The sequence below is a fragment of the Streptomyces tirandamycinicus genome, assembly GCF_003097515.1.
Classification (GTDB): Bacteria; Actinomycetota; Actinomycetes; order Streptomycetales; family Streptomycetaceae; genus Streptomyces; species Streptomyces tirandamycinicus.
Map to the genome: position 1 here is coordinate 6,712,413 of NZ_CP029188.1, position 23,823 is coordinate 6,736,235.

General features: G+C 74.3%; 21 protein-coding genes. 15 read left to right on the plus strand and 6 right to left on the minus strand.

What is annotated here, in order from left to right; all coding sequences use genetic code 11:
- Nucleotides 1-300 precede the first annotated feature (300 nt).
- The 7 genes from DDW44_RS28975 to DDW44_RS29005 all read left to right on the plus strand — a co-directional run bounded on the left by DDW44_RS28975 (nucleotide 301) and on the right by DDW44_RS29005 (nucleotide 7,910).
- Complete coding sequence (locus DDW44_RS28975) at nucleotides 301-3,078, plus strand: helix-turn-helix transcriptional regulator (protein ID WP_108908333.1); 2,778 nt, start codon at nucleotides 301-303, stop codon at nucleotides 3,076-3,078.
- Nucleotides 3,079-3,446: 368 nt separating this feature from the next.
- Entirely contained in the window at nucleotides 3,447-3,644 is a 198-nt protein-coding gene (locus DDW44_RS28980; RefSeq protein WP_017948598.1) for a hypothetical protein, read from the plus strand.
- Between the two features lie 497 nt (nucleotides 3,645-4,141).
- Nucleotides 4,142-4,549 (plus strand): SHOCT domain-containing protein, encoded by a 408-nt coding sequence (locus DDW44_RS28985; protein WP_017948599.1) that lies wholly within the window; start codon nucleotides 4,142-4,144, stop codon nucleotides 4,547-4,549.
- Nucleotides 4,550-4,564: 15 nt separating this feature from the next.
- On the plus strand, nucleotides 4,565-4,981 hold the full coding sequence (locus DDW44_RS28990) for a DUF7144 family membrane protein (RefSeq protein WP_017948600.1): 417 nt from the start codon (nucleotides 4,565-4,567) through the stop codon (nucleotides 4,979-4,981).
- Between the two features lie 543 nt (nucleotides 4,982-5,524).
- On the plus strand, nucleotides 5,525-6,214 hold the full coding sequence (locus DDW44_RS28995) for an ABC transporter permease (protein WP_108908334.1): 690 nt from the start codon (nucleotides 5,525-5,527) through the stop codon (nucleotides 6,212-6,214).
- Complete coding sequence (locus tag DDW44_RS29000; protein WP_027732724.1) at nucleotides 6,211-6,885, plus strand: ABC transporter permease; 675 nt, start codon at nucleotides 6,211-6,213, stop codon at nucleotides 6,883-6,885. The genes DDW44_RS28995 and DDW44_RS29000 overlap by 4 nt, the downstream gene beginning before the upstream one ends.
- Nucleotides 6,882-7,910 (plus strand): ABC transporter substrate-binding protein, encoded by a 1,029-nt coding sequence (locus DDW44_RS29005; protein WP_244224143.1) that lies wholly within the window; start codon nucleotides 6,882-6,884, stop codon nucleotides 7,908-7,910. Before DDW44_RS29000 ends, DDW44_RS29005 begins: the two co-directional genes overlap by 4 nt.
- A 158-nt stretch (nucleotides 7,911-8,068) precedes the next feature.
- Here the strand turns inward: DDW44_RS29005 and DDW44_RS29010 are convergent, their stop codons facing one another.
- Nucleotides 8,069-9,232, minus strand: coding sequence for an ABC transporter ATP-binding protein (locus DDW44_RS29010; RefSeq protein WP_018890492.1), 1,164 nt, complete (start codon nucleotides 9,230-9,232; stop codon nucleotides 8,069-8,071).
- A gap of 329 nt (nucleotides 9,233-9,561) precedes the next feature.
- On the opposite strand from DDW44_RS29010, the gene DDW44_RS29015 reads away from it, so the two are divergent.
- From DDW44_RS29015 to DDW44_RS29025, 3 genes are all read left to right on the plus strand, one after another.
- Nucleotides 9,562-10,860, plus strand: coding sequence for an alpha/beta fold hydrolase (locus DDW44_RS29015; protein WP_108908336.1), 1,299 nt, complete (start codon nucleotides 9,562-9,564; stop codon nucleotides 10,858-10,860).
- 119 nt (nucleotides 10,861-10,979) lie between these two features.
- Nucleotides 10,980-11,843: a PIG-L deacetylase family protein gene (locus DDW44_RS29020; RefSeq protein WP_425275675.1), complete on the plus strand. Its 864-nt coding sequence runs from the start codon at nucleotides 10,980-10,982 to the stop codon at nucleotides 11,841-11,843.
- A 205-nt stretch (nucleotides 11,844-12,048) separates the two neighbouring features.
- Nucleotides 12,049-13,575 (plus strand): MFS transporter, encoded by a 1,527-nt coding sequence (locus DDW44_RS29025; protein WP_108908337.1) that lies wholly within the window; start codon nucleotides 12,049-12,051, stop codon nucleotides 13,573-13,575.
- Between the two features lie 40 nt (nucleotides 13,576-13,615).
- Here DDW44_RS29025 and DDW44_RS29030 read toward each other — a convergent pair whose 3' ends face one another.
- The gene (locus DDW44_RS29030; RefSeq protein WP_108908338.1) at nucleotides 13,616-14,467 is read right to left on the minus strand and encodes a hypothetical protein; all 852 of its coding nucleotides are present in this window, start codon (nucleotides 14,465-14,467) and stop codon (nucleotides 13,616-13,618) included.
- Nucleotides 14,468-14,840: 373 nt separating this feature from the next.
- Here DDW44_RS29030 and DDW44_RS29035 point away from each other — a divergent pair, with 373 nt between their 5' ends.
- The 5 genes from DDW44_RS29035 (at nucleotide 14,841) to DDW44_RS29055 (ending at nucleotide 20,521) form a co-directional block, all read left to right on the plus strand.
- Nucleotides 14,841-15,809 carry an NADPH:quinone oxidoreductase family protein gene (locus DDW44_RS29035; RefSeq protein ID WP_167455545.1) on the plus strand — a complete coding sequence of 323 codons (969 nt, stop codon included), beginning with the start codon at nucleotides 14,841-14,843 and terminating at the stop codon, nucleotides 15,807-15,809.
- Nucleotides 15,806-16,993: an acyl-CoA dehydrogenase family protein gene (locus tag DDW44_RS29040; RefSeq protein ID WP_017948610.1), complete on the plus strand. Its 1,188-nt coding sequence runs from the start codon at nucleotides 15,806-15,808 to the stop codon at nucleotides 16,991-16,993. The genes DDW44_RS29035 and DDW44_RS29040 overlap by 4 nt, the downstream gene beginning before the upstream one ends.
- On the plus strand, nucleotides 16,990-18,075 hold the full coding sequence (locus DDW44_RS29045) for an acyl-CoA dehydrogenase family protein (protein ID WP_108908340.1): 1,086 nt from the start codon (nucleotides 16,990-16,992) through the stop codon (nucleotides 18,073-18,075). The genes DDW44_RS29040 and DDW44_RS29045 overlap by 4 nt, the downstream gene beginning before the upstream one ends.
- A 363-nt stretch (nucleotides 18,076-18,438) precedes the next feature.
- Nucleotides 18,439-18,633, plus strand: a complete 195-nt coding sequence (locus DDW44_RS29050; protein WP_017948612.1) for a hypothetical protein — start codon at nucleotides 18,439-18,441, stop codon at nucleotides 18,631-18,633.
- Nucleotides 18,634-18,808: 175 nt separating this feature from the next.
- On the plus strand, nucleotides 18,809-20,521 hold the full coding sequence (locus DDW44_RS29055) for a serine hydrolase (protein ID WP_108908341.1): 1,713 nt from the start codon (nucleotides 18,809-18,811) through the stop codon (nucleotides 20,519-20,521).
- A gap of 158 nt (nucleotides 20,522-20,679) precedes the next feature.
- On the opposite strand, the gene DDW44_RS29060 is transcribed toward DDW44_RS29055, so the two are convergent.
- The 4 genes from DDW44_RS29060 to DDW44_RS29075 form a co-directional block, all read right to left on the minus strand.
- The gene (locus DDW44_RS29060; protein ID WP_108908342.1) at nucleotides 20,680-21,468 is read right to left on the minus strand and encodes a VOC family protein; all 789 of its coding nucleotides are present in this window, start codon (nucleotides 21,466-21,468) and stop codon (nucleotides 20,680-20,682) included.
- 207 nt (nucleotides 21,469-21,675) lie between these two features.
- On the minus strand, nucleotides 21,676-22,044 hold the full coding sequence (locus DDW44_RS29065) for a DUF779 domain-containing protein (RefSeq protein WP_026165400.1): 369 nt from the start codon (nucleotides 22,042-22,044) through the stop codon (nucleotides 21,676-21,678).
- A gap of 121 nt (nucleotides 22,045-22,165) precedes the next feature.
- A complete protein-coding gene (locus DDW44_RS29070; protein ID WP_108908343.1) occupies nucleotides 22,166-22,657 on the minus strand; it encodes a hypothetical protein in 492 nt (163 codons plus the stop codon).
- Nucleotides 22,658-22,691: 34 nt separating this feature from the next.
- Nucleotides 22,692-23,711 carry an NAD-dependent epimerase/dehydratase family protein gene (locus tag DDW44_RS29075; protein WP_108908344.1) on the minus strand — a complete coding sequence of 340 codons (1,020 nt, stop codon included), beginning with the start codon at nucleotides 23,709-23,711 and terminating at the stop codon, nucleotides 22,692-22,694.
- Nucleotides 23,712-23,823: the final 112 nt, after the last annotated feature.

A 23,823-nucleotide genomic window follows, 5' to 3' on the forward strand; every position in this document is an offset into this window, starting at 1 on the left:
CCGCCATTGCACAACCGCACGGAGGGCGCCGCCTCTCCGACCGCCCCGCGGCCGCGTCCTTTGGGTACGAGGCGGGGTACGGGGCCGTCCGGTGGCGGCCCCGTACTCCCGCCCCGTGCGCGGGCCCGTTCACGGCCCCGAACGCCGCTCCGTACGCCGCCCCGTACGCCCGCCCCGTACGCCGCTCCGTACGGGGCCCGTTCACGGTCCGTCCGCTGCCGGGGACGGCGGCCGTTGGCGATCATGAAAGGGCGCTGGGATCATGAAGGCCGACGAACGGACGGCACGGCGGTGGAACCCATGGCCGAGGACGCCCAGCTGCACCCCAGCGGCGACCCGCTGCTGGCCGCGAAGTTCGCGGTACCCGCCGTACCGCCTGCCTTCGTGGCCCGGCAGCGCCTGCTGGACAGGCTCGCCGAGGGAGCCCGGGGGCCCCTCACGGTGATCACGGGGCCCGCGGGCGCGGGCAAGACCACCCTCGCCGCCTCCTGGCGCGAGGCGGACCTGGCGCCCGGCCCGGTGGTCTGGCTCACGGTGGAGAGCGACGACAACGCGCCGGGCGTGTTCTGGGCCTATGTCCTCGGCGCCTTCCGCTACCACCGGGTGCCCCTCCCGGACGGCGTCGGCAGCCCGTCGAGCGCCGACAACGTGGACCACTCGCTGATCGTGCGGCTGGCCGGCGCCCTCGCCCAGCTGCCCGAGCCGGTGGTGCTGGTCCTCGACGGGCTGGAACACGCCGGGGGCCACGGCATCGCCGCCGAGCTGGACTTCGTCCTCGCCCACGCCGGACCGTCCCTGCGGCTGGTCCTCATCGGGCGGGTCGATCCCGCGCTGCCCCTGCACCGCTACCGGGCCGAGGCGCGGGTCTGCGAGATCCGCGGGTCCGAACTGGCGTTCACCCCGCGGGAGACGGCGCAGCTGCTCCGCTGCCACGGTCTCACTCCCTCCCGCGAGAGCGTCGGCGTCCTCACCGAGCGCACCCAGGGCTGGGCCGCCGGGCTCCGGCTGTGCGCCCTGGCGATGCAGCGGGCCGAGGACGCCGAGCACTTCGCCCAGTCCTTCGCGGCCTCGCAGAACGCCGTCTCCGACTACCTCACGGCCGAGGTCCTGGCGGCCCAGCCGGCGGCCACACAGGACCTGCTCGTCCGCACCAGCATCCTCTCCCACGTCCACCCGGGGCTCGCCGACGCCCTCACCGGACGGGACGACGGCGCACGCATCCTCGGCGGGCTCGTCCGCGACAACGCCTTCGTGGAGCCGATCGGCGACACCTCCTGGTACCGCTGCCACCCGCTGTTCGCCGAGGTGCTCCGCGCCCATCTGCGCAGCCGCAGCCCGGCGCTCGCCGCGCCGCTGCACCGCGAGGCGGCATGCTGGCTCGGCGCGCACGACCGGCTGACCGACGCGATCGAGCACGCGGCCGCGGCGGACGACTGGCCGTACGCCGCCGGTCTGCTCGTCGACCGGCTCGCCACCGGACGCCTCCTCACCGGACCGGAAGGCCCACGCCTCGAACGACTGTTCAGCTCGATGCCGGACGGCCTGCCCGGCACCGCACCCGCCCTCGCCGCGGCCGCCTGCGCCCTCGCCCGCGGGGACGCCGCCGCCGGGCGCAAGCACCTCGCGGGCGCCCGCCCGGGCCGCGACGCCGCACCCGAGGTCCTGCTCACCCGGGCCCTGCTGGGACTCCTCACCGGCGCGGACACCGGGACCGGCAGCACGGCCCCCCGGACCCCCGCCCCCGCCGGGGGCGGCGACGGCCGGACGCCGCCCACGGAGGGATGGGACCCGGACCGCGGGACACCGGACCCGGACCGTGCGACGCCGGACCCGGACCGCGAGGTACGGGCGCTGATGGACCGGGTGGACCGAGCACTGCTCACCCGGCACCCCGAGATCGAGGCGCTCCGGCGGTACGGCCGGGGCCGCGCCCTCCTCGCCGCGGGGCACGGGTCCGAGGCACGGAAGGCGTTCGCCGCGGCCCTCGCCGCGGCGGCGGACGAGCAGACCTGGACGGTCCGCTACCACTGCCTCGGCGCGCTGGCCCTGTCCGAGGCCGTCGACGGACTGCTGCGGGAGGCCGAGGCGCACGCCAGGGACGGCCTCAAGGCCGCCGAGGAGCACGGCATTCCCCTCGACCGGCGTACGGCACGCTGCCACCTCGCACTCGCCGCGGTCGCCGCCGACCGCGGCGACCTCGCGGGCGCCGGCCGTTACCTCGCCGCCGCCCGTGCCCACGCGACGGCCCACGACGTACCGGCCGCCGCCGAGGCCGCGGTGCTGCGCTCCCGTCTCGAACTCGCCCACGGGCGCGCGACGGCGGCGCTGTCCGCGCTCGACGACGTACCCGTCTCGGCCGACGGCCCGGCCCGCGCCGGGGGAGAGGCGGCCGGGCGCATCGCGGTGGCCCGATGCTCGGTCCATCTGGCACGAGGTGACCCGGCGGCCGCGCTCGCCGCACTCGGCGAGGCGCCCACGGGCGGCCCCGCCGTCGCCGTCGCCACTGCCGCCGCCCGGCTCGCCGCAGGAGACGCCGAACCGGCGCGCCGGCTGCTCGCCGGGCTCCCCGGCGGCGAGCGGGTCCCTCCCGCGGTCCGGGTCCGCGCACAGCTCCTCGAAGCCCGGTCGGCGGCGGTCGAGGGGGACACCGCGAGGGCCGTGCCGCTCGTCGCCGCTGCCGTGCGCACCGCGCGGCCGCACGGACTGCGCGCCCCGTTCACCGAGGCCGGACCGTGGCTGCGGCACCTGCTCGCCCGCGCGCCCGGACTCGCCGACGCCGGGGCCTGGCTGACGGGACGGTCCGCGGACGCGGAGAAGCGGTCCGGTCGGGGCACCGCAACCCGCTCCGGGCCGGAGGACGCGGCAGCCGGGGCCCCTCTGCTCGTCGAACAGCTCAGCCCCCGAGAGCGCGACGTGCTGCGGTGCGCCGCCCAGACGATGTCGACCGACGAGATCGCCGCCGAGCTGTTCCTGTCCGTCAACACCGTCAAGACGCATCTGAAGAGCGTCTACCGCAAGCTGTCGGTCTCCCGCCGCAGCGAGGCGGTACGCCGCGCCCGGGACATCGGCCTGCTCTGAGCTGGGTGTTCGGCCTCCCCGGGCTCGGTGCTCCCGGACCGGCCCGGCGCGTCCGTGTCCCCGTCCGTGTCCCCGTCCGTGTCCCCGTCCCTGCCGTCGTCCCGGTGTCCGTGCCGCCGTCCTTGTCGTCGTCCCGGTGTCCCGCGCGACCGCGTCCCCGCTCCCGCCGTCGCCCCGGTGCCAGGCGCGCTGCCCGTTCCTCGAACCGGGGCTTCCCGGGCCCGGCCGGGGGCCCGCGGTGCGCCGGCCGGACGGACCCGCCGCCGCACGCCGAACGCCGGGTCACCTTGTCCGGGTGATGCGGGCCCGCCTCCCGCCGCGCCACCATGCAGCAAGAGCCGTCAGCGCACGCACGGGGAAGTGCTCGCATGCGATACGAGTTCCGCGTCTCCGGTCATCTGTCACCGGCCGTCGCCGGTGCCTTTCCCGAGCTCGACGAAGTGACGGTGCCGGAGGAGACGGTCCTGTACGGGCCGGTCATCGACGAGGCACATCTGTACGGGCTGCTCGTACGGTTCCAGGACCTCGGCCTCCGCGTGGTGGAGCTGCGCCGGCTGCCCGACTGAACCGCCGCACCGCCCTCGGGGCCCGCCGATGAGCCATGAGCCACGGGCCATGTGCCATGAGCCATGAGCGACGGGCCGTGAGCGGTGAGCCGGAGCACCCGCCCGGCGCCCGGCGCCCGGGCCCGCGGCACGCGTCCCGCGGGACGGCGAAGCCGGAGCCCGCCACCCGGGTGGCGGGCAGGCCGGCTGCCGTGGACGGACCGCGTGAGGAGCGGGGCTCCGGGGCCGCCGGCTCCGTCGGCCGCTCTCGTCCCCGCTCACCCGTCCGGCGGTACGGGCCCGCCGGAGCAGGCGGGCGGCCGCGACGCGAAGGGGACCGCGCGGCCCGTGCCAGGCCCCGCGAGCGTGGTACGGCGACGGGCCCCGCAGCCGGCTCTCCCGCGCGGTCCGGCCGGCCGCCGATTCACCCGTGTGGGGTGAGGGAACCACCCGCCCGCCGTCCCACACTGACGGCGAGCGGACATCCGAGGTCCGACGGGAACGGCAGGAGGACGGAGATGGACGACGCGGTCGACCTCGCTTACGACTATCCGGTTCTGGGCGCGTTCTGGACCGTGATGTGGATCTTCCTGTGGGTCGTGTGGCTGGTGCTGCTCTTCCGTGTCTTCGTGGACATCTTCCGCGACCACGAGATGAACGGCTGGGCCAAGGCGGCCTGGATCGTCTTCATGCTGCTGATTCCCTTCCTCGGCGTGCTGATCTACGTGATCGTCCGCGGCAGGGACATGGGCAGGCGCGAGATCCAGCACGCACAGGAGCAGCAGGAAGCCTTCAACGCGTACATCCGGCAGACCGCCAAGGGCGCCGGAACGGGGGACGAGCTTGCCCGGCTCTCCGAGCTCAGGTCCAAGGGCGACCTGAGCGAGGAGGAGTTCCAGCGAGCCAAGGACAAGCTCCTGAGTTGAGGACGAGGGGACATCATGACCCAACCGACCACCGCACACTCCAAGCGCTACTTCGCCTGGGCCGGAGGCCTGACGATGTTCGCCGGAGTGGTCCTGATCATCGCCGGATTCCTGGACTTCTTCCGCGGAATCATGGGCATCGCCAACGACGACGTGTTCGTCGCGACGCCCGGCTACGTCTTCCGATTCGACCTCACCGCATGGGGCTGGCTGCATCTGATCTTCGGGATCGTCGCAGTCGCGGCCGGTTTCGCCCTCTTCAAGGGCGCCCTGTGGGCGCGGATCCTCGGCATCGCCCTCGCCGGGGTGCTGCTGGTCGTCAACTTCCTCTCCCTGCCGTACTACCCGCTGTGGTCCCTGGTGGCGATCGCCCTCTACATCGCGATCATCTGGGCCCTGTGCGTCGGACGGTCGGAGGAGGAGAAGATCTGACGGGGCGGCGGGCCCGCCGGTCCACCGGACCGGCGGGCCGCCCGCGGTGCCACCGGCATCCACGGCAGCGCGGGCCCTGCGCCGAGCAGGTCCGCCGGGGCCGCCGGACGGGGCCCCCGGCCACCGGGCGGCCCCGTCCAGCGGCCCCGACGGCGGCCGGGTGCACGGTTCCAGCGGCCGCGGGCAGGACGGTCCCCGGGGCCTCCGGCCCGGCGAGCGCCGCCGGGACACCGCCCGCGGCGGCCGCCCCGCCGGGGAGCCTGCCCGGCAGTAACGTCCCCACCCGCGGTCCTGCGGAGCCCTTCTCCGCCGGACCATCGGACTTCCGGACCCGCTCTCCCGACCCGTGGCCGTGGTCTTGCGGACCCGCCCTCCGGACCCGCGGTCTTGCGGACCCGGCGCCCTCCGGACCCGCGGACTTCCGGGCCCGCGGCCGTGCGGCCCCGCGCTGCGCGGCAGCCGTAACCGCCCGGGACGTGCCACACGCACTCGGACAGGTGTGCACAGCGCGCGCGAGTAGGGCGCCCGGGCTGCAATGGACGGGTGACGGCGACTCCCGACGACTGCCTCTCGCGCAACGAGTGGATCTGCGGCGCCTACCTCTCCACCCGCCGCGAGATCCTCTGGGATGCCACCCTGCAGCACCTCCAGCTGACGTTCGCCTCCGTGGCACTGGCCCTGCTCCTCGCCGTGCCCCTCGCGATGGCCGCCCGCAGCCGGCGCTGGGCCGCCGGCCCCGTGCTCGGACTGACGACGATCCTCTACACGATCCCGTCCCTGGCGATGTTCTCGCTGCTGCTCCCGGTGTACGGGCTGTCCGCCTCGCTGGTCGTGGCCGGACTCGTGCTGTACTCCCTCACCCTGCTGGTCCGCAACATCCTCGCCGGACTCCGTGCCGTCCCCGCGGAGACCCGGCAGGCCGCGCGCGGCATGGGCTACGGGCCGGTGCGGCTGCTCCTGGCCGTGGAGCTGCCGCTGGCCCTGCCCGCCGCGATGGCCGGGCTGCGGATCGCCACCGTGTCCGCCGTCTCACTGGTCACCATCGGCGCGATCGTCGGCTTCGGCGGGCTGGGCAACCTCATCTACTCGGGGATGAACACCTACTTCAAGGCCCAGGTGCTGACGGCCTCGGCGCTCTGCGTGCTCATCGCCGTGGCCGCCGATCTCGCCCTGCTGGGCATCCAGCGGGCGCTCACCCCGTGGACCCGGCCGTCACGGCGGGCCGCCGCGTGAACACGCTCGCCCAGACCTGGGACTGGCTGGCCGACTCGGCCAACTGGTCGGGCGCGGACGGGGTCTGGCGCCGCCTCGGCCAGCACCTCTACCTCACATCGGTCTGTCTGGTGATCAGCTGCGCGATCGCCCTGCCCGTGGCCCTCACCCTGGGGCACCTCGGCAGGGGCGGGGCCCTCGCCGTCAACATCTCCAACGTCGGCCGGGCCGTCCCGACCTTCGCCGTCCTCGTCCTGCTGCTGCTCAGCCCGATCGGCACGTGGGGCGACTGGCCCACCATCGTCGCTCTCGTGCTGTTCGCCGTACCGCCGCTGCTGACCAACGCCTACGTCGGGATGCGCGGTGTGGACCGGGACGTGGTGCGCGCCGCGCGGGGGATGGGCATGACGGGCACCCAGACGCTGCTCCGCGTCGAACTCCCGCTGGCGACGCCACTGGTCCTGACGGGGGTGCGGATCGCGGCCGTCCAGCTCGTGGCCACCGCGACCGTCGCGGCACTCGCGGGCGGCGGCGGGCTGGGCCGCATCATCACGGCGGGCTTCCATCTCGCCTCCACCCCGCAGGTGGTCGCCGGCGCGGTGCTCGTCGCCGCCCTCGCGCTGCTGGTGGAGGGCGTCTTCGTGGCCGCGGAGCGGTACGGGCCCGGGTGGGCCGGGGGACCGGCGACATGAGGCGCCTCCCCGCCCTTCCCTCCCGCCGTGCCCTCCCTTCTGTCCGCGCCCTTCCCTCGCTGCGCGTCCTCTCCTCCCTCCGCGTCCTTCCCGTACTCCTGTGCGCCGCCCTGCTGGTTCCGGTGGCCGCCTGCGCCACCGGGCCTTCCCTGGAGGACCGGGGACGGGTGACCGCCCCACCCGGGGACAGCAGGCACCTGACGATCGGAACCGCCGGCTTCACCGAGAGCGATCTGCTCGCCCGGATGTACTCCCTGCTGCTCGAGCACGCCGGATACGGCACGAAGGTCATCTCCGTCTCCAACCGGGAGATCTACGAACCCGCCCTGGAGAGCGGGCAGATCGACGTGGTCCCCGAGTACGCGGCCACCTTCGCCGACTGGCTGAACGCCAAGACGCACGGTCACGGCGCGCCGCCCGTCGGCTCGCCCGACCTCGGCGCCACCCTGCGCGCGCTGCGCTCGCTCGCCGAACCGCGAGGCCTGAAGGTCCTCGACCCGGGCCGGGCCGTCGACCAGAACGCCTTCGCCGTCACCGAGGAGTTCGCCCGCGCGCACAACCTGCGGACCCTGAGCGACCTGGGCAGATCCGGGATCCCGGTGCGCCTAGCGGCCGGTGACGAATGCGTCCGGCGGCCGTACTGCGCACCCGGGCTGGAGAAGACGTACGGCATCCGCATCAGCGGAATCGACCCCAAGGGCGTCGGCACCACACAGGCCAAACAGGCCGTTCGGTCCGGCCGGGACCAGATGGTCCTCACCACCACCACCGACGCCACGCTCGACGACTTCGGGCTGGTGCTCCTGGAGGACGACAAGCACCTCCAGAACGCCGACCACATCGTCCCCGTCGTCAACCGGGCGCGGGCCGGCGGAACCCGGGTCACGGAGGCCCTCGGCAGGCTGAACACGGTGCTGACCACGGAGGATCTCGCCCGGCTCAACGAGCAGGTCGACAGCCGGCGCAGGCTGCCCGAGGACGTCGCGCGGCAGTACCTGCGCTCCAAGGGCCTGCTCCCGGAGTGACCCGGACGGGGCGGCGACCCGGGGGCGGCCGAGGGCGGCACGAGGTGGCACGGGCCAGCGGCACGGCGCGGCGCGGCACGGGTCGGTGTCGCGCGGCGCGGCACCGGCGGTCGGCCGGGGGCGGCACGGGGCGGCACCGGCGGTCGGCCGGGGGCGGCTCAGGCGTCCGCCACCGAGTCGAACTCCACCTCATCCCTGGCCACCCCCAGGGCCTCGGCGCCCACCGAACGGCGCAGTGCCTCGTGGAGTTTCGCCGGGGTCAGCACCCCCGCGAACCGGGCCCCGTCCACCACCGCCACCCATCCGGCGTCGTGCTGCAGCATCTCGCCGAAGGCCCGCTTCAGCGGAGCCCCGAGCGGTACCCATGCCTCCATCCGGCGCGCCAGGTCGCCGACCGTGCCCCGGCCGCCGGCCAGGGCCAGGGACTCGGCCGACACCCAGCCGTGCAGATCCCCACCGGCGTTGAGCACGACCGCCCAGCGGGCGTCCGCGGCCCGCAGCCGGGCCGCCGCGGCGCCGGCCGGTTCGTCCAGGCGCGCCACCGGGGGCTGCTCCAAGGCGTCCTCGTCGATCGTGGTCACCGAGAGCCGCTTCAGCCCCCGGTCCACGCCCACGAAGCGGGCCACGTAGTCGGTGGCGGGTGTGCCGAGCACCGCGCCGGGCGTGTCGAACTGCTCGATGCGGCCGTGACCGTACACGGCGATGCGGTCACCCATCCGCACCGCCTCCTCGAGGTCGTGGGTGACGAGCAGCACGGTCTTGCGGACCGTCGCCTGGAGATTGAGGAACTCGTTCTGCAGGCGCTCCCGTACCACCGGGTCGACGGCGCCGAACGGCTCGTCCATCAGCAGTACCGGAGGATCCGCCGCCAGTGCCCGGGCCACCCCGACCCGCTGGCGCTGGCCCCCCGAGAGCTGCCCGGGGTAGCGGTCCCCGAAGGTCTTCGGATCCAGGCCCACCAGTTCGAGGAGCTCGGCGGCCCGGGCCCGGGCCCTGCGCTTCTTCCAGCCCAGCAGGGACGGCACCGTCGCGGTGTTGTCGAGGACCGTCCGGTGCGGGAAGAGCCCGACCTGCTGGATGACGTAGCCGATGCGGCGGCGCAGCCGTACCGGGTCGACCCGGGAGACGTCCTCGCCGCCCACCAGGATCCGCCCGGACGTGGGTTCGATCAGCCGGTTGACCATCATCATCGTGGTGGTCTTCCCGCATCCCGACGGGCCGACGAGCGTGACCAGTTCGCCCTCGGCGACCTCGAAGGACAGCCCGTCCACAGCGGTCGTCCCGTCCGGGTAGACCTTGCCGACCTCCTCGAACCGGATCATGCGTCCACGCTAGGCGCGCGGCGCATGGGGCGCACACGGACCGGCACCGCACCGGCACCGGATCGGGCACCCTCCGGCACCGGATCGGGCGCCGGGACGGCAGAGCAGCGGGCGCCGGGACGGCAGCGGCCCCGGCCCGGGCAGGGAAAGCCCGGCTCGGCCCACGAAACCCCCGTCCGGTCCGGGAAACCCGGGTTCGGTCCGGGAAACCCGGGTCCGGCGAGCGGACGGCCCCGGCCGGCTGATCCTCGGGCGACCCCCGCCCGGCCGTGTGATGCACTGGGCGGGCGGGGAACGCACCATCAGTGACGACACAGCAGGAGCGCGCAGTGACCAGCTACCGGCAGCCGGGCCTCGTCCTCACGGACCGCCACTTCACCGTTCCCCTGGACCACGCCGACCCCTCGGGGGAGCGGATAGCGCTCTACGGCCGCGAGATCGTCGCCGGCGGCCGGGCCGGGGCCGATCTGCCCTGGCTGGTGTACCTGGAGGGCGGGCCCGGCTTCGGGGCGCGGCGCTTCCCCGGCAAGCAGGCGTGGCTGGGACGTGCGGTGCAGGAGTTCCGCGTCCTCCTCCTCGACCAGCGCGGCACCGGGCTGTCCTCGCCCGTCAACCGCCAGACCCTGCCCCTGCGCGGCGGCCCGGAGGAGCAGGCCCGCTACCTCTCGCACTTCCGTGCGGACAGCATCGTCCGGGACTGCGAAGCGGTCCGCGCGCAGCTGACCGGAGGGGCGCGCTGGACGGTCCTCGGCCAGAGCTTCGGCGGATTCTGCGCGACCCGCTACCTCTCGACCGCACCGGAAGGGCTGAAGGCCGTCCTGATCACCGGCGGACTGCCCTCGCTGGACGCGCGTGCCGAGGACGTCTACCGCGCCGCCTACCCCCGCATCCAGCGCAGGAACGACGCCCACTACGCCCGCTACCCGCAGGACGTGGAGCGCGCCCGGCGCATCGCCGCACACCTCGCGACCGGGCGGACCGTCCTGCCCGGCGGCTACGTCCTCACCCCCGAGGCGTTCCAGTCGCTGGGGATCCAGCTCGGCACCGGCGACGGCAGCCACCAGCTCCACTACCTGCTGGAGAACGCCTTCGTCCGCACGGCCGACGGCGACGAGCTCTCCGACGCATTCCGGCAGGCCGCCCTCACCGCGCTCTCGTACGCGGCCCATCCGCTGTACGCCGTGCTCCACGAGGCCATCTACGCCCAGGGCGGGGCCCCCACGGCCTGGGCGGCCGAACGGGTGCGCGCCGAGTTCCCGCAGTTCGACGCGGAGAAGGCCCTCGCGGGCGACGGACCCCTGCTCTTCACCGGGGAGTCCGTCCACCCCTGGCACTTCGAGACCGACCCCGCCCTGCGGCCGCTGCGCGAGGCCGCGGAGATCCTGGCCGCCCGCACCGACTGGCCCGCGCTGTACGACGCCGAACGCCTCGCGGCCAACGAGGTCCCGGTCGCCGCCGCCGTCTACCACGACGACATGTACGTCGACACCGCCCACTCCCTCGCGACGGCACGCGCCATCCGCGGACTGCGCACCTGGGTCACCGACGAGTACGAGCACGACGGCGTGCGGACGTCCGGTTCCCGTGTGCTGGACCGGCTGCTCGCGCTGGCGCGCGACGAGGTGTGACGAGGCGCCGCGAGCCGCCGCCGGTTGCGGGCGCGGAGCGACAGAACCGGCGGCACGACCGCCGGCCGGCTCGGAGAGGTGACGCCGGGAAGCGCGGGCACCGCGGATACGCTCCCGGCATGACCGATCCGACCGATCCGACCGATCCGACCGATCCGACCGATCCGACCGATCCGACCGATCCGACCGATCCGACCGATCCGACCGATCCGGCCCACCCGACCGGCCTGACCGCACTCACCGGCTCTCGACTCGAACCGGTGCCGGACGACTGGCAGCGGGCACTCGCCGTCGTCGCCCACCCGGACGACCTCGAGTACGGCTGCGCGGCCGCCGTCGCCGGCTGGACGGACGCCGGCAAGGAAGTGGCGTACCTCCTCGCGACCCGTGGCGAGGCCGGCATCGACACCGTCGATCCGGCCGAGTGCGGCCCGCTGCGGGAGCGCGAGCAGCGGGCGAGCGCCGCGGTGGTCGGGGTGGGCACGGTGGAGTTCCTCGGCCACCGGGACGGCGTCGTCGAGTACGGCACGGCGCTGCGCCGCGACATCGCGGCCGCGATCCGGCGCCACCGCCCGGAACTGGTCGTCACCCTCAACCACCGCGACACCTGGGGTCCCGCCGTCGGCGGCGCGTGGAACTCGCCGGACCATCGCGCCGTCGGCCGGGCCACGCTGGACGCCGCCGGTGACGCGGGCAACCGGTGGATCTTCCCCGAACTCCGCGCCGAGCACGGCCTCGAGCCCTGGGACGGCGTCCGCTGGGTGGCGGTCGCCGGCTCGTCGACCCCGACCCACGCCGTGGACGCGACCGCCGGACTGGAGCGCTCCGTGCTGTCGCTGCTTCAGCACCGCAGCTACCTGGAGGCCCTGACGGACCAGGATCCCGAGGCGTACTGCCGGGAGTTCCTGGTGGGCGCCGCCCGTGCGGTGGCACCCCGGTTCGGCGGGGTGCCCGCGGTCGCCTTCGAGCTCTTCCGCCGGTAACGGCCCACCGGCCCTTGGACGCCGCCGGCGGGTGGCCCACCGGCCCACGAGGCCGCCGCGTCCACCTGCGCATGGCTCACGGCGCCCCCGACCCACGGCCCGTCGGCCCGCTCCCACGGCCGGATTCCGGTGGCTCGTTTGCCGCCAGGGGGGCCGGGTAACCGCCGCGGGAACCGCGACGGAAGCGTCCGCAGGGAGCGATGCGATGAGTCAGACGGGTACGGCCCGCACCGGTACGGTCACCACCGAAGTCCCCGCCCGTCTCGACCGGTTGCCCTGGTCCCGGTGGCACTGGACGATCGTCATCGGGCTGGGGACCGTGTGGATCCTGGACGGTCTCGAGGTCACCCTCGTCGGCAATGTCGCCGGGCGCCTCGCCGAGGACGGCAGCGGCCTCGCCATCACCGGCGCCCAGGTCACCGGTCTCGCCGCCGCGCTGTACGTGGCCGGTGCCTGCTCCGGGGCCCTGTTCTTCGGGTGGCTGACGGACCGTTACGGGCGCAAGAAGCTGTTCCTCATCACGCTCGCCGTCTATCTGGCCGCCACCGCCCTGACGGCCCTGTCGACGTCCGCCTGGTGGTTCTTCCTCTTCCGCTTCCTCACCGGCTTCGGCATCGGCGGGGAGTACGCGGCCATCAACTCCGCCATCGACGAGCTGATCCCCAGCAAGTACCGGGGCCGGGTCGACCTCATCATCAACGGCAGCTTCTGGCTCGGTGCCATGGCGGGCGCGCTGCTGTCCGTCGTCGCCCTGGACACCGACATCTTCCCCAAGGACATCGGCTGGCGGCTCACCTTCGCGCTGGGCGTCCTCCTGGGCCTCGTCATCCTGCTCGTCCGCCGCAGTGTGCCGGAGAGCCCGCGGTGGATGTTCGTCCACGGCCGCGAGCGGGAGGCGGAGGAGCTGGTGGCCGGGGTCGAACGGGAGGTGGAGCGGGAGACGGGGAGGCCGCTGCCCCGGCCGGAGACGTCCATCACCGTCGACCAGCGGCACAGCGTCGGCTTCGGCACGATCGCGAAGACCGTCTTCCGCTCGTACCCCAGGCGCGCCGTACTCGGGCTCTCGCTCTTCGTCGGCCAGGCGTTCCTCTACAACGCCATCACCTTCGGCTTCGCTTCCATCCTGATCACCTTCTTCGACGTCCCCAGCGGTGCGACCGGCTACTACTTCACGGTGATCGCACTGGGCAACTTCCTCGGGCCCCTGCTGCTCGGGCCCTTGTTCGACACCGTGGGGCGCAAGCCGATGATCGCCGGTACGTACATCACCTCCGGACTGCTGCTGTTCGCCACCGCCTGGCTGTTCGACACCGGCAGGCTGGACGCCGTCACGATGACCGCGTGCTGGTGCGTCGTGCTCTTCTTCGCCTCGGCCGGGGCCAGTTCCGCGTACCTGACCGTGAGCGAGATCTTCCCGATGGAGACCCGGGCGATGGCGATCGCGTTCTTCTACGCCGTCGGCACGGCGGCGGGCGGCATCTCCGGGCCCCTGATGTTCGCCGAGCTGACGTCCAGCGGTGTCGTCGGCGACACCGTCCTCGCGTTCTCCGTGGGCGCGGCGCTGATGACGGCGGCCGGGCTGGTCGCGCTGTTCCTCGCGGTCAAGGCGGAGGGCCGGTCTCTGGAGTCCATCGCCACCCCGCTCTCGGCCCGGGCCGCCGAGGACGCCGGCGGTACGACCGGGGCCGCGGCGAGTGCGGCCACCCGCGGCGGACCGGTGGCACAGGCCTGAAAAGTCCCGCCGCGCCGCCGGGCCCCTTGAGCGCTGCCGCTCACCCGGCGTCGCGGCGGGGCCGCTCGGTCTGCTCGGTCTGCTTGGTTCGCTCGCCGTCCGCGTCCAGCTTGAACGCGCGTACGAGCAGCGAGCCGAGGACGATCAGGGCGATGCCCAGCCAGGTGGGCCCGGAGCCGATGGCGAGCACGACGATGCCCACGGGCACCAGGTAGGCGGAGAAGGGAATGAACAGGGCGCCCACCGACGTCGGGCTGCCGCGGGACGGCGCGCCGCCGTGGATACGCTCCCGTACGACAGGGGGATACCACTCGGTGAACCGCACCGCGACGATGATCGCTCCGATCTGGATGACCCAGTTCGTCCAGATGTTGTCCGGCTGGCGCAGCACGAGGTCGCCGACGAGCCCGGCCACCGCCGCCACGAGGAAGGCGAGCGCCCACACGGCGGTGATCACGTAGTTGGTGTGCATGAAGCCGCGGGTGTCCCACTGCGACCGGGGCACCCGCTCCCGCGCGTACTGCACGGTGAAGGGCTCCCGGAATGCGATCGAGCCGAAGGCGATGGCCACCAGCGCGAAGTTGGACAGCTCTCCGGAGTACGTCTCCAGCCAGCGCAGTGTGCCCGCGGAGGCGACGAGGCCGACGATCGCGAGAGCGGCGAAGAAGACCACGTCCGAGACCTCGAGGATCTTGAACGAGGTACCGGGCCGCCTCAGCCGGCCCGCGACGAGGACGAACGCGGCGATCGCCAGCGAGATTCCCACGGCGAACTCGAAGCGGCCGGGCCCGGCCAGCACCGAGAACACGATCCACGGGAGCATCCCGACCACGGGGCTGTCGAGGAATCCGGTGAGGCGGCGGGCCGCCTCGGTGCCGGCGATCGCGTTCATGGACACGCCCTCCCGGAGTCGGCCTGCTGATGTTCACGGACGTCCGGCCCCCGTTCACGGGCACGGCCCCCGTTCACGGGCACGGCCTCCACTCACGGACACGGGCCCCCGGAGACGGCCTACTGTCCAGCGTGCTCCCCGACCCGCCGTCCCGCGACGCGGCCCCGCCCGCGGCCGCGTCGCGGGACCGCGGTCCCCGCAGGCCCGTCCGGGAAGACGGCGGCCGGACGGGGACGGGGTCCGGACGGGGACGGGGGTGCGGTCGGGGACCGGCCGCACATCGGCCGGGAGAGACTGTTCCCCCGGAGGCAAGCGACCGCTTAGTATGCGGCGGAGCAGTGCCACGACGTCCTACACACCGCGGAGGCCCCCAATGCAGGCATGGCGAGTGCACCGGAACGGCGAGCCGGGCGAGGTGATGCGCCTCGAGGAGACCGTCCGCCCCGAGCCCGGCGAAGGGCAGGTCCTGCTCAGGGTGCGGGCCGCCAACGTCAACTTCCCCGACGCGCTGCTCTGCCGCGGCCACTACCAGGTGACGCCGCCGCTGCCCTTCACACCGGGCGTGGAGCTGTGCGGCGAGACCGAGGACGGCCGCCGCGTCATCGCCACCGCCGCCCTGCCGTACGGCGGGTTCGCCGAGTACGCCGTCGCCGACGAGGCCGCCGTGCTGCCCGCGCCGGACTCCCTCGACGACGCCGAGGCGGCCGCCCTGCACATCGGCTACCAGACCGGCTGGTTCGGACTGCACCGCCGGGCGGACCTCCGGGAGGGCGAGACGCTGCTCGTGCACGCGGCCTCCGGCGGCGTCGGCAGCGCGGCCGTACAGCTCGGCAAGGCCGCGGGCGCCCGTGTCATCGGCGTCGTCGGCGGCCCGGAGAAGGCCGCCGCGGCCCGCGAAGTCGGCTGCGACGTCGTCATCGACCGGCGCGCGGACGACATCGTCGCCGCCGTGAAGGACGCCACCGGAGGCCGCGGCGCCGACGTTGTCTACGACCCCGTCGGCGGTGACGCCTACGACAAGTCCGCCAAGTGCGTCGCCTTCGAGGGCCGCATCGTCGTCGTGGGCTTCGCGAGCGGTACCATCCCCAGCCCGGCGCTCAACCACGCGCTGGTGAAGAACTACTCGATCGTCGGACTGCACTGGGGCCTCTACAACCGGAAGGACCCCCAGGCCGTGCTCCGCTGCCACGAGACCCTCACCGGCCTGGCCGCCAAGGGACTGATCAAGCCGCTGGTCAGCGACCGGGTTGCGCTCGAGAGCGCCGCCGAGGCCGTCCAGCGCGTCGCCGACGGCACCACCACCGGGCGCCTCGTCGTCCTCCCGGGAGGAGTGAGGGCATGACCGACGCCGCCGAACTGCGCCTGCGCACCCGCGAGTTCCTCGCCGCGCACCCGCCCGCCACCACCGCGCGGAGCGACTTCCTGGGCGCCCGCTTCGACGCCGGCCTCGCCTGGGTGCACTACCCGGCCGGACTCGGCGGACTCGGCGCGGCCCGCTCCCTGCAGGCCGTCGTCGACGCGGAACTGGAGGCCGCCGGCGCCCCCGACAACGACCCCCGCCGCATCGGCATCGGCCTCGGGATGGCCGCGCCCACGATCCTCGCGTACGGCACCGAAGAGCAGAAGAGGCGTTTCCTGCGCCCGCTCTGGGCCGGTGAGGAGGTCTGGTGCCAGCTGTTCAGCGAACCCGGCGCGGGCTCCGACCTCGCCGCCCTCGGCACCCGTGCCGTCCGGGACGGCGCCGACGGCGACTGGATCGTCAACGGCCAGAAGGTGTGGACCTCCAGCGCGCACGTCGCCCGCTGGGCCATCCTCATCGCCCGCACCGACCCGGACGCCCCCAAGCACCGCGGCATCACCTACTTCCTGTGCGACATGACCGACCCCGGGGTGGAGGTCCGGCCGCTGCGCCAGATCACCGGCGAGGCCGAGTTCAACGAGGTCTTCCTCACCGATGTGCGGATCCCGGACGACCGGCGTCTCGGCCCCGTCGGCGAGGGCTGGAAGGTCGCCCAGACCACCCTCATGAACGAACGCGTCTCCATCGGCGGCATGCGGCTGCCGCGCGAAGGCGGAATGATCGGCCCCGTCGCCCGCACCTGGCGCGACCGCCCGGAGCTGCGCACCCACGAGCTCCACCAGCGCCTGCTCACCCTCTGGGTGGAGGCCGAGGTCGCCCGGCTCACCGGCGAACGGCTGCGCCAGCAGCTCGCCGCGGGCCAGCCGGGCCCCGAGGGATCGGGCATGAAGCTCGGCTTCGCCCGGCTCAACCAGGAGATCAGCGGCCTCGAGGTGGAACTGCGCGGTGGTGAGGGCCTGTTGTACGACGACTGGACCATGCGGCGCCCCGAGCTGGTCGACTTCACCGGCCGCGACGCCGGCTACCGCTATCTGCGTTCCAAGGGCAACTCCATCGAGGGCGGCACCAGCGAGGTGCTGCTCAACATCGTCGCCGAACGGGTGCTCGCCCTGCCCCCCGAACCACGCAACGACAAGGACGTCCCCTGGAAGGACCTCGCGCGATGAGCACTCAGCCCGACCTTCTCTACTCCGAGGCCGAGGACGACCTGCGGGCCGCCGTGCGCTCCCTGGTCACCGGCCGGTCCGACCACACCGCCGTCCTCTCACGCGCCGAGTCGGGAACGCCCTACGACGACGGGCTGTGGCAGTCGCTCGCCGCCGGGATCGGCGCCGCGGGACTGCTCGTCCCCGAGGAGCTCGGCGGCCAGGGTGCCGGTCACCGCGAGGCCGCCGTCGTCCTCGAGGAACTCGGCCGGGCGGTCACCCCCGCGCCGTACCTCACCGGTTCGGTGATCGCCACCGAGACGCTGCTCGCCCTCGGCGAAGCGGACGGCGAGGCCACGGGGCTGCTGAAGGAACTGGCCGGCGGCCGGACGGTCGCCGTCCTCGCTCTGCCGCTCTCCGCCTCCGCGGGCGCCGTACTCCCCACCGGGGCGACCGTGACGGGTGTCGCCGACGCGGCCGCCGCCGACGTCCTGCTGGTACTCCGGGCGGACGGCCTGTACGCGGTGCGGCGCGACGAAGCGACGGTCGAACCGCTCACTCCGCTCGACCTCACCCGGCCCCTCGCCGCCGTCACCACGGCGGACGACTCCGGCACCCGGCTCGCGGACGCGGACCGGGCCCGCGCCGCGGTGCGCCGCGGACTGCTCGCCGGCGCCGGGCTGCTCGCCTCCGAGCAACTGGGCGTCGCCGAGTGGTGCCTGGAGGAGACGGTCCGCTACACCCGCGACCGGTACCAGTTCAACCGCCCCGTGGGGTCCTTCCAGGCGCTGAAGCACCGGATGGCGCAGCTCTGGCTCGACGTTGCGGGAGCGCGCGCCGCGGCGCGGAACGCCGCGGACGCCCTCGCGACCGGAAGCGCCGAGGTGCCGCTCGCGGTCTCCGTCGCCCAGGCGCACTGCTCCCGGGTGGCGGTGCGTGCCGCCGAGGAGTGCGTCCAGCTCCACGGCGGCATCGGCATGACCTGGGAGCACCCGGCACACCTCTACCTCAAGCGGGCCAAGGCGGACGAGATCGCCCTCGGCACCCCGGGCCGCCACAAGGAGGTGCTGGCGGAACTGGTCTCACTGCCCGGCCCGCTGTGACGAGGCGGGACCCCGCGCCGGGTAGGCCCGGGCCCGGCGGACCCCGGCCCGGCGCGGGGCCGCGGTAGTCCGGGATGAGGCTGCGGTCCGGCGCGGGGCCGCAGTAGTCCGGGATGGGGCTGCGGTCCGGCGCGGGGCGGTGGTCCGGCGGCGCGCGCCGACCGCACCGACACCGACGCACCCGCCGGACCGCGGCGCTTCCTCCTCGCCCGTGACCGCCGGCCCACGGCAACATCCCGGGTCAACAACGGATTTGACGAGCACCCGATCGGCGGACACGCCAGTCGGCCGTCCGGCGCGCCCACTGGGCCACACTGGCGCCCGAATGCCGCACAACCCCGGTGCGGCGGAGGGAGGCCGGCCATGGCCGTTTCGGTTTCGGTGGTGCTGCTGCTACTCGTCCTTGCGGTGATCTTCCTCCGCAACGGCGGGCTGAAGCTCTCACACGCACTCGTGTGCGCCCTGCTGGGGTTCTTCCTCGCGGGCACCAGCATGGCGCCCACCATCCACGACGGCGTCTCCGCGACCGCCGAGGTCGTCGGCAAGCTCAGCCCCTGACCTCCGAGCTCGGCGACCGCGACCGCGACCGCGATCGGGGTCCGGCTCCCGGCCGCCGAGGCCGCCGACCGGTCCAGGCTCCTGACCGCCGAGGCCTGCGACCGGTTGCCCGCCGCCCGGCGGGGCGCCCCGGCCTCCGGGCGACAGGGCCCGGATTCGGGCGTTCAATGGGTGCATGCACCCGGGGAAGAGCCTGCGGCAGCGCCGTCGCCGCCCGCTCGCCGTATCGGGCCTGGCCGCGCTGCTCCTCGCGGCGACGGCCCTGACGCCGGGTGCCGCCGCTCCGGGCTCCGCGCCCGGCACCGCGCCCTCGCCCTCCGAGCCCGCGCCCTCGCCGTCCGAGCCCGCGCCGAAGCCGCCGTCGGACCAGCCGCCGCCGCTGCTCACACGGGCCGATGTGGACCGGGCCGTATCCCGCCTCGACGGCGTCGTCCAGGACATGATGAAGAAGACGGGCGTCCCCGGCGTCGCGGTGGGCGTCGTGCACCAGGACCGCGTGCTGTACCTGAAGGGGTTCGGCAAGCGGCATGTCGGCGAGCCCGCCGCTGTCGACCCCGACACCGTCTTCCAGCTCGCCTCGCTCTCGAAGCCGATCGGCTCGACCGTCGTCGCGGGGGCCGTCGCGGGGAAGGGGGCGGACGGTCCGGACGGTACGGGGGCGGAGGGCGCGGACGGACGGGACGCCGGCTGGGACGAACCGGTCACCCGGCACCTGCCCGGCTTCGCCCTCAAGGACCCCTGGGTGAGCGGCCATGTCACCGTCACCGACCTCATGTCCCACCGCAGCGGACTGCCCGACCACGCGGGAGACCTGCTGGAGGACCTCGGCTACGACCAGGCCTACATCCTGAGCCACCTCCGCGACGAGCCGCTCGCCCCCTTCCGGGCGAGTTACGCCTACACCAACTTCGGCTTCACCGCCGGCGCGGAGGCCGTCGCCCGCACGAAGGGCGTCAGCTGGCAGAAGCTCTCCGAGGACACCCTGTTCCGGCCCGCCGGGATGGACTCCACGAGCACCACCTTCGCCGACTACGAGAAGGCCGCGAACAGGGCGGTGACCCATGTGCCCGGTCCCGACGGCACCTGGCAGGCGAAGTACGTGCGCGACGCGGATGCCCAGGCGCCCGCCGGAGGAGCCAGCTCCACCGCCGCCGACATGATGCGCTGGCTGCGGCTCCAGCTCGCCGGAGGGAAGCTCGACGGCAGGCAGATCATCGACGCCGAGAGCCTGCGGCACACCCATCTGCCCGAGATCGTCTCCCAGCCGCCGACGGCCCCCGCGGGGCGTACCGGCTTCTACGGGCTGGGCTGGAACGTCAACTACGACAACAAGGCCCGGCTGCGGCTCAGCCACTCCGGCGCCTTCGAGCTCGGCGCCAACACCAATGTGACGATGCTGCCCGGCGAACAGCTCGGCATCGTCGTCCTCACCAACGGCAAGCCCGTCGGACTGGCCGACGCCGTCGCCGAGGACTTCTTCGACATCGCCCAGTACGGCAAGCCCACCCGTGACTGGCTCGCGCTGTTCGCCGCGCTCTACGCGCAGCTGGACGAGGCCGGTGTGTCCCCCACGGACTACGCCGATCCGCCCGCGTCCGCGAAGGCCGCCCGGCCCGGCGGCGCTTACACGGGAACGTACGACAGCGCCTACTACGGGAAGGCCACCGTCACCATCGGCCCGGACGGTCTGGTGCTCGAACTCGGCCCGGAGCCGAAGCGGTTCCCGCTGCGCCACTACGACGGCGACACCTTCAGCTTCGAGACGACCGGCGAGAACGCCGTCGGGCTGACCGGCGTCACCTTCACGTTCGGCCAGGGCGACACGGCACGGAAACTGCGCGTCGAGTACCTCGACGAGACGGGCCTCGGCACCTTCACCCGCCGCTGAGCACCGCGGCCGGACAGTGTGGGCACCGAGGCCGGACGGCGCGAACGAAACGGCACCGACGTGCCTGCGGCCTGCGGCCTGCGGCCTGCGGTCGACGTCCGCTGCCCCCGGGCCCGCCGGAGGCGGCGCCCGGGTGTCGTGCGTGCGTGCGCCCGTCGTCAGGTGAAGGTCGGCATCTCGCCCTCGGTCGTGGTGGTGTCGATGACGGCGAACGGCGCACCCTGCGGGTCGACCACGGCCGCGAACCGGCCGAAGGGCGTCGTCATCGGCCCGAACACCAGTCTGCCGCCCAGCTTCTGGGCCGACGCGACCGCGGCGTCGCAGTCCGCGACGGTCCAGTACACCTGGACGTAGGACGGCACCTCGGGCGGGAACTCGTCCGTCATCTCCATCCGGCCGAGGACGGGATCCCGGCCCAGGTCGAACACCTTGAAGTCGGCCTCCTGGTGCGCCATGGTCTTCACGCCGTAGCCGAAGACCGCGGGGAAGAACGCGTCCGACTTCCCGGGCTCACGCGTGAAGACCTCCGCCCAGCAGAAGGAACCGGGGGTGTTCGTCGTCTCGAAGCCCTTGTGCGTGCCCGCCTGCCAGACGCCGAAGACGACACCGCTCGGGTCCTGCGCGAGGCACATCGTGCCGAACTCGCCCACCTGCATGGGCCCCATGAGCAGCGTGCCGCCGTTCTCCCGGATCCTCCCGGCGGTGGCGGTGGCGTCCGGGGACGCCAGATAGAGGCACCACTGGGAGGGCCCCTCCTGCCCCGGCATCGGCGGAACCACCGCGGCCACGGCCTTGCCGTCCGCGTGCGCCTGGGTGTAGTCGCCGTACTCCGGCGACGACTCGCCGAACGTCCAGCCGAGGACCTCGCCGTAGAAGGCCTTGGCCCCCTCCAGGTCGGAGAACATCGCGTCGGCCCAGATCGGTGTGCCTTCGGGTGCGTCTGCCATGACGGTGCCCCTCTTCCGTGCGGACTGCGTGGCTCGGAGACCCCCTCCCAGCCACGCTAGCCATCGCCGGGCGGTCCCGCGCGGCGACGCCGCCCCCGCCCTGGACGGCCCCGCCGGCGCACGCACGCCGGGGCCCCGGCCCCGGAGTCCGCGAAGCGTCCCGTGCCGACCGCCCCGTCCCGCGCACCGGGGCGTCCCGGTACGGGCTCAGGTACCGAGCACCCGGGAGCGGATCAGGAACCGCACCCCCTCGGGGGCCTCCAGCGAGAACCCGCTGCCGCGGCCCTCGACCACGTCGACGATCAGACGCGTGTGGCGCCACGCCTCGTACTGGCTCACCGACATCCAGAACGGCACCGGTGCGTCGACGCCCTCGACGGCGAGCTCCGCCAGCAGCACGTCCGAGCCGCCGGTGCGGAACTCGCCCGCCGGGTAGCACATGGGGGCGCTGCCGTCGCAGCAGCCTCCCGACTGATGGAACATCAAGGGCCCGTGGGCCGCGGTCAGCCTCCGCAGCAGGCCGGCCGCCGCCGGGGTGAGCTCCACGGGCGCGGCAGCACCCGTCCCGGCGCTCATGACGTGGAGTCCGGGGTCCGCGCGGACCGCCCGCGCACCCGGTGCTCCGTATGACGCAGATGCACGTCCCGCCCCTTCCCCGCCGCAGCTCGTCCGCGCGGCGCCGCCGATGGCGGTCCAGTCAACCTCCCTCGACGTTGCGACCGCGTTGCACCGCGTCCGGCGGGCGGAGCCGGCCCCTCCGGGGTGTCCCCGCGGCGGGCCCGACGGCCACCGCCACGCCCCGGTCGCGCAGGGCGCGCGCCAGCGACTCCATCTCCACCAGCGTGCCGACGAGACCGGTCCCGGCCAGTTCGGCGGCCCGCGCGCGGGCCGCCGCGATCGTCAGGTCCTCCGCCGCGCGGAGCGCCCGCAGCACGGGGACCAGGCCGGTCCGGGCGTCCGCGAGCGAGAGCCTCGCCGCTCCGTGCGCGGTCAGCAGCGCCTGCCTGACCCACTCCGGTGTCACCACCGGCCCCTGGTTGCGCTCGCACCATCCGTGGGCGCAGCGTCCGCACCCGCCTTCGCTGCCCCACCACAGGACGCCGCGCTCGATCCACTGCCCCACCTCGTACACCAGCGTGGCGCGGCACTCCGGACAGAGCCCCGTGATCCGTGCGCCCTGTGTGATCACGCGGCGCCGTCCGCGCCGCGTCCGCCCACCGTGGTCACGCGGAGCCGCGTCCGCCCCGCGGCTCCCCCGGCGCCCGGTCCGTGCGCAGGGCGGCGAGCAGCTCCCGTTCGCTCGCGGCGTCCAGTCCGGCACGGCGCTCCCGGCCGAGACCCTGCTCGCGCTCCCACACCAGCAGATCGGCCAGCAGTTCCCGTCGCGGCCGGTGGCGCAGCCCCGCGGCACCTGCCGCGGCCCCGCTGCGCGCCGAGACCGGCTCGTCCAGCCACATCGGCAGGGACCGGGGACCCATGAACCCGGCCACGTCATGGGCGCGCAGCCAGGCCGCCTCGGCGGTGACCACCGGCCCGGTGTGCCCGCCGGCGGCCCGGGACAGCGCGATCCACTCCCCGAACGGGACCACCGGCCCCACCGCGTCGTACGTGCCGGTCGTCCCCCGCTCGGCGGTGTCGAGGAGCCAGCCGGCGAAATCGCGGACGTCGACGGTCTGGGTGGGAACGCTCATGCCGTCGGGTACCAGCATCGGCTCCCGGGGCCCGCGTGCCGCCCGGGCCACCCAGTATCCCGAGCGTCCGGTGTGGTCACCGGGGCCGCCGATGAGACCTGCGCGCGCGATCAGCAGGCGGTCGCCCACGGCGGCCGCCGAGGCCTGCTCGCAGGCGACCTTCGCCTCGCCGTAGAGCGCGCGGTCCACCTCGTCCCGCTCCGTCGGGGGGAGCAGCGCCGCCGATTCGTCCGCGCCGACCTCACCGTGCGAGGCGTAGGCGCTCACGGAGGACACATACGTCCAGTGCCGGGCCCCGGCGGCCAGGGCGCTCAGGGCCCCGCGCACGAAACCCGGCTGCCACGACACCTCGAAGACCGCGTCCCACCCGCGGTCGCGCAGCGGCTCGTACGCCGAGGGGTCACGCCGGTCGGCGGCGACCAGCCGGGCCCCGTCCGCCACAGGCCCGCTCTCGCCCCGGGCGAGGCAGGTCACCCGATGGCCGCGCCCGACCGCCTGCGTCGACAGCTCGCGGCCCACCCAGGCAGTTCCACCCAGCACCAGAATCTCCATGCGGCCACCCAAGCACCCGTACCGCCCGCGCAACCTGCGGGTTCGCGCAGAGCGGAGCCGGGGATCCGGGCGCTCGCACCGGCGGGCTCGCCCGGGCGGTGCGAGCGCCCCA